Source organism: Pseudomonas sp. D3-10, assembly GCF_051132175.1.
Taxonomy (GTDB): Bacteria; Pseudomonadota; Gammaproteobacteria; order Pseudomonadales; family Pseudomonadaceae; genus Aquipseudomonas.
In genome coordinates this window covers 2368190-2381777 of record NZ_CP071668.1, presented here as the reverse complement: position 1 = coordinate 2381777, position 13588 = coordinate 2368190, and the positions used below count along the sequence as shown (strand labels likewise).

Sequence of the window (13588 nt, the reverse complement as noted above, 5' to 3'; positions counted from 1 at the left end):
GGCGTTGTAGCCACCGTTGCGCAGGTGGCTCGAAAATACGGTCGAGCATGAGGAGTTGAGCGAGTCATGGGGTTGGCTCTCGCACAGTCTGTCGCACAGGTAACTCAACTTTGAACGTCGTCCCGACTCCCGCCTCACTGCGCACAGAGATGGTGCCGTTATGTTTTTTCACAATGCCGTACGATAAGGAAAGTCCTAACCCGGTGCCTTGGCCGACAGGTTTGGTCGTAAAGAACGGGTCGAATATTTTTTCGAGAGTGTCGTGGGGAATGCCACACCCTGTGTCTGCAACTTCGATCCAAACGGTTTCACCATTGATACCTGTTCGCAGCGTGATTGTTCCGCGTTCAGCGCCGATCGCCTGACCCGCGTTAACGATCAGATTCATGATTACTTGGTTGATTTGTGACGGCAGGCACTCTACGAGTGGCAGCGCAGCATATTGCTTGACCACGTCCGCCTTGTACTTTATCTCATTGGCGACGATGTTCAGCGTAGAGTCGACGCCGTTATGTAGATCAGTCAGTTCCCACGACAGACTGGACTCCGCTCGTGAAAAGGCCTTTAGGTTATCGACGATCTGGCTGACACGGTACACGCCGTCTTTTGACTCTTTTATGAGCAGCGGAATGTCCGTCAACAGAAAGTCAAGTTCCAACCCTTCTCGGAGTTTTTCTAATTGCGCCAGCTGCTCTGGTGAGCCGATGGCCTGCGCGGCTAGGTCGTAGGCTTTCAACATCTCGAAAAGATTGCCGAAATAACCGTCCAAAGCGCCCAGGTTGGAGGAAATGAAACCAATAGGGTTGTTGATCTCGTGAGCTACGCCAGCCGCCAATTGCCCCAGGGACGCAAGTTTTTCAGATTGCACTAGCTGCATTTCCAGCAGCTTTCGCTCTTCTGTTTCCGTTTTAAGCAAGACACTCGTTTGTTCCAGCGCCTGGGTCCGCTCCTGAATCAACCGTTCCAAGGTGTGCGTTTGCATTCGGGCCCGCGCGGTCATTTCCCACTTCACTGTGAGCGCCTTGGCCATCTGCTGGATTTCGATATTGTCAAAAGGTTTCTTCAGGATTAGCAGACGGTCGTTTCCGTTTAGCCGCTCCAACAGTGCGTCCCAAGCATAATCAGCGTAGGCAGTGCATACGACGACCTGGAGCAACGGGTCTCGCTTCCATAACTCCTCTATCGTCCTGGCACCATCCCATCCGTCAGGCATGCGCATGTCCACGAATGCCAGCGCATAAGGACGCCCGCTATCCATCGCGCGCAGCATTTTATCCAGCCCTTCCTGCCCACCGTAGGCAGAGTCAAGCTCGTATTCAGCCTCAGCGGATTTGGGGGCGTCCCCGAACAGCGCGCACTCCAATGTTTCAAGATCATGATGCCTGTCATCTTTTGGAGTAAGGATCTTGCTGAAATCGTTATGAATTGCAGGCGTATCGTCAATAAGAAGGATCCGCCGATTGCTGAAACTGTTCATCGTTCACCTTCTGCAAGCGTTAGAGGAATTTGCAGCGCAAAAACAGCTCCTTTTCCTAAACCGTCGCTATGAGCCGTTAGTGTCCCTCCCATTTCGACAGCGGCAATTGCGCAACTGTGCAAGCCAAAGCCGTGCCCGTCCTTGCGGGTGGTAAAACCATGGGCGAAGATTTTCGGCATATTTTCCGCCAGGATTCCTTCGCCTCCGTCCCTGACGCTGATACATAATGTCTGAGGGTCAGGAACCTCCACCTTGATGACGATCTCTCTTGAGTCCTCGGGAACATCCGACATGGCGTACTTCGCGTTGCTGATGAGATTAATCAGGATCAGCAACAAACGGTGCTTGTCGCCGACGATTGGCGGAAGGCTGCAGTATTCCTTCACCACTGTGACGTGATGGCGGGTCAAGGCACCAAAGTTCATGCGCAAAGCGTCCTCAATCAGCGAGCTAACGACTAGCGTTTCGACCAGGCCGGCTATGCCGGCATAAGATTGCTGAGTGGCAACAACGTCTTTGATATGCTCAACACTTTTAGTCAGCTGACTAAGCTCTTCCGTTACGCTTTTATGCTCAAGGGCGATGGCCTCTACGAGTTGGTTCAGGTAGGCGGGCAGTAACTTGCCTTTTTCGTCCTCTGTGAGGAAATGTCCTAGGTCGTTGGGGTGTGCATTAATCAGTTGCATAGCCTTACCCAAACCGGAAGCTCGACTGCTGCGCACCCTGCGGCTGACTTCGCCAACGGAAATATTCACGCTATTAAGAACATTGCCGACGTTGTGTAGAACATTAGTGGCAATCTCAGCCATGCCAGCTTGCCGGGCAGTGTCGACCAATTCGCTTTGGGTAATTTTCAACTTACGAGTACGTTCCTCGACCTTAGCTTCCAATTCCTTGTTCGAAGAAAGTAGTCTGTCGTTCATGCGCCTGATTTGGGCGAAACTCTTTCTCAGCCGGATGGACAGGCAGACCAGGATAAACGCTAACAGTCCCGAGAACGCCATTAACACGTAATGGTTGAAGTCATGGCCTGCGGCCACATCCAACTGTTCCTTGTCGAAATACTCGCTGATCACATTTAGACTTTCCGCCACCAGCGGTGTGTCTGCATGTTGCCGAAGCTCCAATATTTGAGGCGTTTGCTTGAGTATCAATTGGACATGCCGACTCAGCTCTTCTATCGACGCTCGCAGAGGTGCCGGCAGACGCTCGGCGTTGGCTTGCACATTGCTAAGGTCTAGGGCAACCTTAGCGGCCTGCTCGCGGGTAGCGGTCCGTATGAACCCCAGCGTATCGAGCATGAGGTCGGCGACATCAATGCTGGCGTATTGCCACTGCAACTTAACCTCGTCAGGCAATCGTAAGAACTGAGCATGTATGCCGTACGCGGCACCATTAAGAAACTGCAAGGACCGGTCTAGTTCTGCACTGCGCATATTCAGCTGTTCAATTATGCTTAGCTTAGCTTCGACGGCTTTGAGATAACCTTCTCGGGGCCCGTTCCAAGGGTGGTGTAGAGCGCCAACTGGATTAGACGCAATAGTATCGAGCTCGTGCCAAAGTCGAGCCAGCTCCTTGGAAGATTCACTAATTTTGTGGTCATCCATTTCAGAGTTGAGCTGACACTCCATAACTGCTCTACTCAAATTGGCATCTTGCTGCCTGAGCTGGCGTACTAGATCTTTGGATTTGATATATAGGGCAGTTTGATTCCGGTCCGAAGCGGCATGCGTAAATACCAAGTAGACTGACAACAGAGTTATGCTAAAAAAAACGACAACTAAGCGAGAGATTGGAGGTAGAGTCATTGAGGATCACGCTGTAATTTCTTGCAATTACTTACATTCAAGGAAGACAAAAAACGAGCGCTGATATTTTCTTCGATGCTGGCCGGTGCCGGTCGTTTTGTAACGTCAGTTGGTTTACTTGTGCGCGGCTTCCCCGCTGCTCGATGGTTCGGTTCTGCGGGTAAGGACCTCGCGAGGCTCACCGCGATTGAGATGATAGATAAGTAAGAGCTTAGGCACAGGGCAGTGGTGCGCATTCCAGGGTATCCGAATGAAAAAATGACAGAGGGCCAGAGCGTGCCAGTATTGTCATCAGCACGGTCGACGATCTCTAATTCCATATTTATCGGGTCGACGCTTGTTTTCTTGAGAAACGGCAGACGGCCGGCATCACGAATCGAATGGCCTGGCCTCGCAGTTATCCTCCAAGCGCGGGTTGGGGATAAAAAATTGGCAGAGGCACAGCACCAGCACTTGTTTTATCCAGATTCCCCTGATCTGATATTATCGCCGCGCCACACAACGCTACCGCGAACATCGGAGCGGTCATCAACCTCGGGGGCTTTCGACCCGGCGTATTTCCGCATCTGTCGCTTGGGTCTCCGTAGACACAAGCGACAAACATCCCCTTGTGCCTGCGAAGAAGAGTGCCCCCGTCCAACCAAAGTCCAATTGCCCATCCGTATGTCGATCGGCTAATGAATACGGCATGCAGGCATGCGAGTACTCGCAACGCATCCTTCTGTCACGCGTTGCAGCGGCGTCAGTTAGATATTATTCACAGGAATTACTATGAAGATTCAACCGCTGGACGCTCCGGGCAAGGTCCAATCCGTACTGCTAGTAGATGATGAAGAGTCAATTCTCAACAGCTTGCGTCGCCTCCTTCGTAATCAGCCATACGAAATTTTACTGGCGAACAGTGGCGCCAAGGCCCTTGAAATATTGAAGGAGCGGCCGGTTGATTTGGTAATGACCGACGCGCGAATGCCGCACATGGATGGTGCCACGCTGCTGGGACATATTCGCCAGCTGTATCCTTTCACAATGCGCATCCTGCTCACCGGCTACGCCGATGTCGGCATCATGACTAAGGCAATCAATGAGGGGCAGCTCCATCGTTACCTGAGCAAGCCTTGGAACGATGAAGAGCTGGTGATAGCCCTGCAACAGTCTCTCGCCCACCAGCACTCCGAAAGCGAACGCCAGCGGCTCGAAGCGCTCACTCGCCAACAGTACATACAACTGAAAACACTTAACGCAACCTTGGAAAATCGCGTTGCAGCGCGTACCGCCGAGCTTCAGCAGACTTCGGACATGCTCGACCTTGCTTATGAAGAGCTCAAACGCAGTTATATAACCGGCACCGAGGTTTTTTCGCAGCTGTCCAACCTCCGCGTTCCGAAAACAAAACAGACCAACCAGCAGGTCATCGAACTCATCAGGGCCTATAGCGAGAGCCAGGGGCTCGATCAGCCCACTAGCCGCGATTTGACCATGGCCGCAGCGCTCTACAACCTTGGCAAGCTAAGCTGGACCGATAGCATGATGGTTACGCCGTCGGATATGTTGCGCCACACCGACCGCGATCTATACCGAGCTTACCCTAAGCAAAGTGAATCACTGCTGATGGCCTTGGACCCGATGAAGGATGCGGCGCGCATCATACTTCATCACCAGGAGCGCTGGGACGGCAGCGGTTTTCCCAATCGCCTTAAGGGTGATGCGATCCCCGTAGGGTCTCGATTGTTGAAACTCGCAGTGGACTTCGTGGAGCTGCAGAAAGGATTGATTCTTGAAAGACAAATGACCAGTGACGAAGCGTTCATCTACATTCGAACGTATGCAGGCAAATTGTACGATCCAGACATGTTGGAACTCTTCATCGAGGTTTGCGTTGCGCACCTACGCGATACGCTGCTGACCAATCCGGAGATACTAATCCTCAGCACTCGTCAGCTCACACCCGGCATGGTCTTGGCGCGCAACCTGAATGCTGATAACGGAATGCTGCTACTCAATACCGGTAAGGTGCTCAGCGGACCGCTGATTGAGAAGCTCATTGGCTTCGAACAACTGGAAGGTGCCAAATACAACGTATTTGTTACCGTATCGCCAGAGCGCCTGGAGTAGCCCGCTTAGCGTCACCTACGGTGAGCGCGGGGTGCTTGGCATCCCGCTCGCTGCGGCTGCGCGACATCCGACGGACGACTCGGAGCCTCAGCGACTTGATCGTATGCGTCCGGCCAACACACCTTCCTGACCCCAACGCCAAAGGTGATGGTGTCCACCTGAAAAATAAGTGGACACCATTTTTAGTCTTTTAAGCGGGTCTTTCACGCAGTTACAACGCCGTTCCTATTCCAAATCCTTCAAGGCTCAGGTCCTTTAAGAGTGCGCCCAGCCAGGGGCCTCGATTGCCAGAGTTGCGCTGAGCCACTGCCTTAACGCAAACCTCGTCCATAAATGGATTCGAGTCCAAGCGCAGAAAACCATGGCTCTGCAGCCTGCGTTCATTCCCCTGCCCTTGCAGCTAGCCGAAGTAAATTCGCAAGCCGCGTCGTCGACTATTTGTCTCGAAATCCCGCACCCACGCGGCACCGTCAAAGTGAGCTGGCCAACCGAAAACGCCGTAGCCTGTGCCACCTTTCTGCGAGATCTGCTGCGATGATCCGCATCGATACCATCTGGCTCGCCACCGAGCCGATGGACATGCGCGCCGGCACCGACACCGCCATGGCCCGCGTGATTTCAGTGTTCGGTGCGGCGCAGCCGCACTGCGCTTATCTGTTCGCCAACCGCCGCGCCACCCGCATGAAAGTCCTGGTGCACAACGGGTTGGGCATCTGGTTGGCGGCGCGTCGACTCCACCAAGGCAAATTCGCTTGGCCTGGCACGCGCCACGGTTCACAGATGGAGCTGAGCGCCGAACAGCTACACGCCTTGATACTGGGCTTGCCATGGCAGAGAGTTGGTCCCGGAAACGCCATTTCCGTCCTCTAAGCCGAACCATGCCCCATCCGGCAGCACAATTGTCCGAACAGCCTGTCGTCCTGTTTACGCTGATCTGGCAAGATCGGCGGCATGACTTCGATTTCCGACCTCGATCAACTGAACCCCGAACAACTGCGTGCACTCGCGGCGCAGTTGCTGCAACGCGTCTCGGCGCTCGACGAGCAAGTTGAAACGATGGGCAAGACCGTCCAGGTCATGGACAAGAAGATCTATCACGACAAAACGCTGATCGAAAAACTCATCCACGAGATCGCCCAGCTCAAGCGTTTCAAGTTCGCCAAACGCAGCGAACAAATGAGCCCGGAACAGGCCAGTTTGCTCGACGATCTGATCGATACCGATATCGCTGCCATTGAAGCGGAACTGGAGTCGCTGCAAGTTACTCCGGCACCCACCCAGGAAAAGCAGAAACCCAAACGTCGCGCCTTGCCGCCTGAGTTTCCCCGCACGCTGATCCATCACGAGCCGGACAACACGGAGTGTGCCTGTGGCTGCGCGCTCAAACGCATCGGTGAAGATGTCAGCGAAAAGCTCGATTACACATCTGGCGTGTTCACCGTAGAGCGCCATATCCGTCGTAAGTGGGTCTGCGACAGTTGCGAAACACTGAGCCAAGCACCGGTGCCGGCGCAGGTGATCGACAAGGGCATCCCGACTGCGGGCTTGTTGGCCCACGTCATGATTGCGAAGTTTGCTGACCATCTGCCGCTGTATCGCCAGGAAGCCATGTTTGGCCGCGCCGGCCTGGTTATCCCGCGTTCGACCCTTGCCCAATGGGTTGGCGCCTGTTGCGTGCAGTTGCAGCCACTGGTTGATGCGCTGCGTGAAGTGGTGCTTGAACAGCCGGTCGTTCACGTTGATGAAACGCCGGTGCAAATGCTCATGCCGGGCACCAAGAAAACCCATCGTTCCTACGTTTGGGCTTACGCCACCAGCCCATTTTGCGAAACCTCGGCTGTCGTTTACGACTTCAGCCTCAGCCGGGCCGGCGAACATGCGCGTAACTTTCTGCAAGACTGGAAGGGCAAGCTGGTCTGCGATGATTTCGGCGGTTACAAGGCCAGCTTCGAACTCGGCATGACTGAAATTGGCTGCATGGCCCATGCGCGGCGCAAGTTCTTCGAACTGCATGCGACCCACAAGAGCACGCTGGCTGAACAAGCCTTGCGTTACATGCAGGCGCTGTACGAGATCGAGGGGGAAATCAAGGATCTGGAGCCAGACATACGCCGTCGAATACGGCAAGAAAAAGCGGTACCCGTGATGGGTGCCTTGCATGCCTGGATGGTTGCCCAGCGATCTGCTGGAGATCGATCCATACTATTTCAATCGCCTTCAGTCGAGCCGACAATTCGGCATAAGAAGTCCAGCGCACGCCGATATGATTTGGCTGGCCGAGCGTCTGATGCCTCTTTTTTAAGACCATCGCCGACATCCGACAGGACAATAGAATAGCCAGGTCACGCAAATATTCGACGATGGTGCTTGCGAGTTTGTTCCAGTCAGCAATATGCGCAACGGAATAAACGCAGGTTACGGCGCTGTACCTATCGGCATCGGCAGCTGAATCCATCTCCGGACGAGGTTTGCCTTGGGGCTACGGCTCAGTGCAACGCCGGCAATCGAGGCGCCGGGTTGGGCACACTGTTGACTGGCCTGGACTATGAACGATTCTGAATCGGAACGGCGTCTTAACGGTATGGAATACCGGCTTGAACCGCTAAAAGTGGCGTCTGCTTACATCAGATGGATCGCATTTGCGCCGAGTTAGAAAGGTGTGTTGGCCGGACGCATACGCCCCACCCGGCCACCGGTTCCGCCCTTCCCGCTGCGACGCCTAAGATTCAACGATTGGAGTCGAAACGATGCTCACCGAATACCCAATTTCTGAGAGCAGTTGTACGAATATCAGCTTGCCTTGAAGCCGCTGTGCTGGAGCTGACCTTGAAGGTAGGAGGTGCAGCAAATATCGGCCTAACGCCCCAGTTGCCCTCCAAACCATCGGAGGTCACGACGGCCTATCACACGTCCACCCTTGGGCATGCGCTCAGGCCCGCGAGAGGCGTAGCGTCAGGATGTCCCGAAGCAGAGGTCAAGACCTTCCGTTAGCAACTCGCTGATGTTTCGCCCGTTGCATTCTATAGCCGGTAGCCCGAGCGGCCTCATCTCTCGAATCCCGAAGACGACGACCACCACTCTTCAAGACGCGGATCGAGCAGCGGTCGCCTGCTAACCACCTGACTCTGTGAGAGGTTACTCTTCCGATGTAATCTACGACGAAATATTGCCAGCCAAAGTGAGTGCGAAAGCAGCGCGTTTCATCAGGGCCCTCACCACCGTACCTTCCTTGTGACTAGATTTTGTGGTGGACCTCCAGCATCCTGGACGTCACTCTTCCGCCTTCGGTGTCGTACCCAGTATTATCTTGCACATATGCACCTGCTTTGAAATACAGTGGCTTGGTTTTCCAACTCGAATCGATGGTGGTTTTCCAATGGTATCCGGCAGTACTAATGCTCAGCGCTCCTTTTGGGCTGAGATGAAGCTGGTAAGAAAAGTTGCGGTTGAGCTGAACTCCAGTCGAAATTGTAACGACCTGACCCGTTTTGTCATCGGGACGCATGCGCACCTTCGCGACTATGCTTCCGGTAGAAGTTGATTTTTTTATATTGAAACTCCAGTTTCACCATCGGACTGTTGCTGTCCTTATTGTGAATCTAACCGATCACAATCTTGCCGGTGCTGGGCACTTGGTTGATAGCCAGACTCGCCCGAAATTTGTTATCTGCCGCCGGATAACGCCAATTGCGTAGACTGCCGTCACTGTTAGTTTCCCGCAATTCGCTGCGTGTATAACTAGCATTAGCTGTTTTGGTACCGGTCACAGGCACCCAGAAAAAAGGTTGCCATTTTCAGAGCTAAAGTATTTATCCTTAAATCCTCGCGCCAATCGTGGGGTTTCAATTGTAGTTGGCGGGCTACCGTCCCCTACCTAGTCACCAGCATCCTGCTATTCGAATAGGCGTAATCGTTGCATCTGGATCCTGGTCTGGAGCCGGAGCCGGAGCCGGAGCGATGTGTAGCCGTTGCACATCGCTTTGCAGCATATGTGACTGAAAAATGTATCAACGGAGCATTGAATTCAATAAATATTCTTCGCGGAGTTTCATACGCGCCAAGCGATAAAAGTTCAGCGCAGAGTCTCTGCTCATGTATCGGTCATCAAAAGCATCTTAAACCTGCGGATGGCCGCCACTCGCCAGACACCTGGGCTACTTCTTCACGAACCGCAGCGACCCCACAATACCAATCGGCACATGCTAGCAAACAACGTCTCGGAGGCGTATGGATTGATCGGTTGGCAGTCGCCGCACGGCTTGCGACCCCTGTTCTCGACAGAAATGACCGGACGCGGATACAACCGAGACTGGATCGAGCGCCCGCTGGCTCACGTCGACATCAGCTTCATCCGCGACGTGCACAACCACGCAGCCTACTTGAGTTCGCACCGCACGTTGAGGTAGCAGTGGGCGGATCTTATTGCTCTATATGCAGTTGATTCGGACAGGAAAACGCTGAAATTCTTTGCAACAAAATTGAAACGCGTTCACTCCTCAAGACAGCTACGGACCAACCGATAAATCGAGCATTAACGCTGCGATCCCGCGGCGCCACTAATGGCAGGCTTCGTATGTTGACCCGTAATATAAGCATATCCATCAGATCAGCCATTGGTTTCGGTATTATCGGCATTATTGTCCTTGCGCTCGGGTTATTCTCATTAAGCCAGATGAAGGACATGCGTAAAGGTTCCGCAGAAATTGACCAGAACTGGCTTCCAAGCATCGTAACGCTAGGCGATCTTAATACCGACATCATGCGCATACGCGCTCTGACTATGCGAGCCCTCCTCGTCAATGGAGAAAAATTGACCCAGACGCTGGAGAAGCTCAACTCCTTGACTGCCAACGTAGACAAATTAAACGCAGCGTATCTAAAAAATGTTACTACAATTGAAGAAAAGGAAGGCTATGACCAATTTTTGACCTTCCAACGACTGTACTTTATTGAGCAGAGAAATATTCTTTCTCTGATTAATCAGGGGCAACGTGAGCTGGCCATACAAGCAGTAGGTGGCCCGATGTCTGGTCACGCAGATGATATGACTCGGACGCTCGATAAACTCCAAGGGATCAATGCGGAAGAGGCTGGTAAAGCCGCAGCCCGCTCAGCCGAGACGTACGAAGCCTCCTTCAACTGGGTCATCATATTTATTGTCATAGCGGCTGTCGCCACGGTGGTCTTGGCTTTCGTATTTACGCGCAGCATTACGGGACCACTTAAGCAAGCGATCACTGTTGCGGAAACTGTGGCCTCAGGTGACTTATCTAAAGAATTCTCTGTCGTTGGCAGCGATGAGCCGGCACGTCTGTTAACTGCACTCAAGACCATGCAAGGCCGTCTGCGCATTACCATCCGCAGCATTTCGGACGCATCAAACCAGTTGGCCTCAGCGGCGAAGGAACTCAATTCAGTCACCGAAGTCTCGACTCGCGGATTACATCAGCAGAATTACGAAATCGAGCAAGCCGCTACCGCTGTGAATGAAATGACTGCCGCGGTAGACGAAGTAGCTCGTAATGCTGTATCTACATCCGAAGCGTCCGGCGCTTCTAACGCTACCGCTCAGCATGGTCGTCAGCAAGTTATGACTACCGTGGAGTCGATCAATCTTTTGGCTGGAGATGTTACAACTACGGCAACGCAAATCGAGCAGCTTGCGGGGCAAGTGATAAAAATCAGCTCTGTGCTTGATGTGATCCGTTCGATTGCTGACCAAACGAACCTACTTGCGCTCAACGCAGCAATTGAAGCTGCAAGGGCAGGCGATGCTGGGCGTGGATTCGCCGTCGTCGCTGATGAGGTTCGGGCACTGGCCCACCGCACTCAGAAATCAACCGAAGAAATCGAGCAGGTGATCAGTGGTGTGCATAAAGGTACTGACAAAGCGGTTCAAGCGATGCAATCGAGCAATGCGCGTTTAACCATTACACTTGAAGTTGCACGATCGGCTGGTGACGCGCTAGACGCAATTACCCATTCTATCAGTCAAATCAGTGAGCGAAACTTAATGATTGCAAGCGCTTCGGAAGAGCAAGCCCAGGTCGCTCGGGAGGTGGATCGCAATCTAGTGAATATTCGTGACCTCTCGTTACAAACCTCTGCCGGTGCTGATCAAACTAGCGCAGCCAGTCAAGAATTGTCATCGCTGGCCGTCCAGCTTAATGGACTAGTTACTCGATTCCGTATTTAGGCAAATTCCAGTGCGGTGCCGTAGCGCCAGCGTTTGCCTCGGGAGTTTGGATCTTCAGCAGGCAATAGCAAATGATCTCGTTAATATGCGGTTTTTTAGAGAAACCGTTTATGAGTATCGAGTCGCTCGCTGCTGCCAATCCAAACCCTTCACCCTGCGTAAATTCATCTCACCTTATTGGTGACCTGCAGGAAGAAACCTTGATTTTTGCATAGTGAACAAGGTTAAACATCGGTATTCTAAAAGTACGTTCGCTATCTATTAAGGGATGGAGGCGATAATAGAAGCCCCGGAGTCGCGAACCTTCGAGGCTTTGCATTCTCCGCCGTTCGGGACTGCTACGATTCAATGCTCACATAATCAACGAAAACCAGCCCGCGCACTAGGCTGCAATCAACGAGCTGTCCAATAGGATCGAGCTGCTAGGCCTCCTGCTGGGTCGCTGATCACGTCCGCGGCACCCCGGACGTGATCGACAAGAACGAGGAGTTCATGAAGATGTCTCTAGCAATCCTGATTCCCCCTGGACTGAATAGCGCGACTCGTCCCCTCCCCTCGCCAGACTTACCCCCGCCTCTATTGCTGTATATCCAAACAGCATTAAGAAGTCGATCCCATCATGAATTTTGAACAGGCCAAGGCGCTGAGGATTCAGCAGTGGCGCGAAACGCTCGACAACCAAGACCTGGGATGCGCACCCGGAGGCGTACCGGTCCTGCCTGCTTGCGGCAAGTGCCAGATTGGCCGGAGAACGGCTGGTTGATCGCATTGAACAATTCGAGATGGACGAACTAGCAAACTCGGCTACTGGCTCGCCGTGGAAGAGCTGCAATGGACAACGGTCCTATATCACAGCGCGCCCCACTACTACATTGTAGCGCGAGACGACTCCCCCGATCTGGGCACGATTCGACAGCCAACGTTTTCGGAAAGAACCGAGGGCCGCCGCCTGCACCTTTACGATGGGAACGTCTTTCGCCTAGGCGGGACTGTGAAGCTGATTTACAGCTCTGCGACCACCACCGGCGTAATTGAAGAACTTTTGCTCACCCTGGAGGACGGTCATCAGTTCCGCCTAGTCGAGAGGAGAAGCGTGAAACGTTGGGACATCGGTACTTAGGGTGGCGAAGCGCAGGCCAAGTCATGTTCGCCGGCCGAGCTCGAAACCATTCTCGAGCACGAACGCCAGATCTTCTTGAAGGCTGACGATCTCGACTGCGTGTCCGCCGAGAGCCTGGCTCTACAGCAATGCCTCACAGTGGTGGATGAGTGGGAGAACGACACTAAGGAAATGCTGAAAAACGTCGCAATTTGCTAACGAGCCACCCTCAGCCTCACACACCGGGCTAGATTGACGCCGCCCTCAACCCCACCGCTGACTAGGAAAGCCAAGCAATTTAAACCGACAAGGCAACGTAACAGCAGGGAACGCTCATTCAGGGAAGCTGACTGTCGACCCACTGCTCTCCGACTCCGATTGCTTCGGTAAGGGCGTCGAGGTAGCTGGACCAGGGTCCTTTGAGTTCTCCTACGGTGCTTGCCAATCCTGGCACATCACAGTTCACCAAGATATGCGCAGCTGTCGGTGCCGCGTCGTTGGGGCGCTTCCAGTCGAATTTCAGGAACAACTGGTGGCCCCTGTAGGTGTGTGCGACGGGCAAATCCAGATTATGAGACATGGCCCTCTCCTTGAGCTACATCAAATACCGGCAATCTTCACCATTACATGCAATACCTCTATCGAGGCTAAAAGCCCCACCATCGCGACCGCTCCAAACACTCATCATTCGGCCGAGGTCAGCTTGACAGAGTCGGCTAGTCTGGAGCAAATTCTGTTGTTTTGTTTACGAACGCGTTCCAGCGGTCATGAGCATCATGCTGTCGTTCAGTAGCTGCATCCCACGCAGGTCCCGAAATGCATTTGGAAGAAACAAGCATCATTAGGCCAGTTGTGGCGGCCTCAAGCTCCAATAGCAGTTCGTGAGCCTCAATCCT

Annotated in this window: 6 protein-coding genes and 2 pseudogenes; 4 read left to right on the top strand and 4 right to left on the bottom strand. The window is 53.3% G+C overall.

Annotated features, from left to right (window positions below):
• Positions 1-64: 64 nt before the first annotated feature.
• Both J3P90_RS10990 and J3P90_RS10985 read right to left on the bottom strand, forming a co-directional pair.
• The gene (locus J3P90_RS10990) at positions 65-1477 is read right to left on the bottom strand and encodes an ATP-binding protein (protein WP_434676341.1); all 1413 of its coding nucleotides are present in this window, start codon (positions 1475-1477) and stop codon (positions 65-67) included.
• Entirely contained in the window at positions 1474-3285 is a 1812-nt protein-coding gene (locus tag J3P90_RS10985; RefSeq protein ID WP_434676340.1) for a DAHL domain-containing protein, read from the bottom strand. Before J3P90_RS10985 ends, J3P90_RS10990 begins: the two co-directional genes overlap by 4 nt.
• A gap of 771 nt (positions 3286-4056) precedes the next feature.
• Between J3P90_RS10985 and J3P90_RS10980 the strand changes: the two genes are divergently transcribed.
• The 3 genes and pseudogenes from J3P90_RS10980 to tnpC all read left to right on the top strand — a co-directional run.
• A complete protein-coding gene (locus tag J3P90_RS10980) occupies positions 4057-5397 on the top strand; it encodes an HD domain-containing phosphohydrolase (RefSeq protein ID WP_434676339.1) in 1341 nt (446 codons plus the stop codon).
• Between the two features lie 534 nt (positions 5398-5931).
• A complete protein-coding gene (gene tnpB / locus J3P90_RS10975) occupies positions 5932-6267 on the top strand; it encodes an IS66 family insertion sequence element accessory protein TnpB (protein ID WP_434606260.1) in 336 nt (111 codons plus the stop codon).
• An 81-nt stretch (positions 6268-6348) separates the two neighbouring features.
• Positions 6349-7578, top strand: a pseudogene (gene tnpC, locus J3P90_RS10970) (IS66 family transposase); the annotation flags it as partial.
• Positions 7579-8632: 1054 nt separating this feature from the next.
• Here the strand turns inward: tnpC and J3P90_RS10965 are convergent.
• Positions 8633-9244: pseudogene (locus tag J3P90_RS10965) on the bottom strand (polysaccharide lyase family 7 protein).
• 726 nt (positions 9245-9970) lie between these two features.
• Here J3P90_RS10965 and J3P90_RS10960 point away from each other — a divergent pair.
• Positions 9971-11593, top strand: a complete 1623-nt coding sequence (locus tag J3P90_RS10960; RefSeq protein ID WP_434627554.1) for a methyl-accepting chemotaxis protein — start codon at positions 9971-9973, stop codon at positions 11591-11593.
• A gap of 1436 nt (positions 11594-13029) precedes the next feature.
• Here J3P90_RS10960 and J3P90_RS10955 read toward each other — a convergent pair.
• On the bottom strand, positions 13030-13272 hold the full coding sequence (locus J3P90_RS10955; protein ID WP_434606265.1) for a hypothetical protein: 243 nt from the start codon (positions 13270-13272) through the stop codon (positions 13030-13032).
• Between the last annotated feature and the right edge of the window lie 316 nt (positions 13273-13588).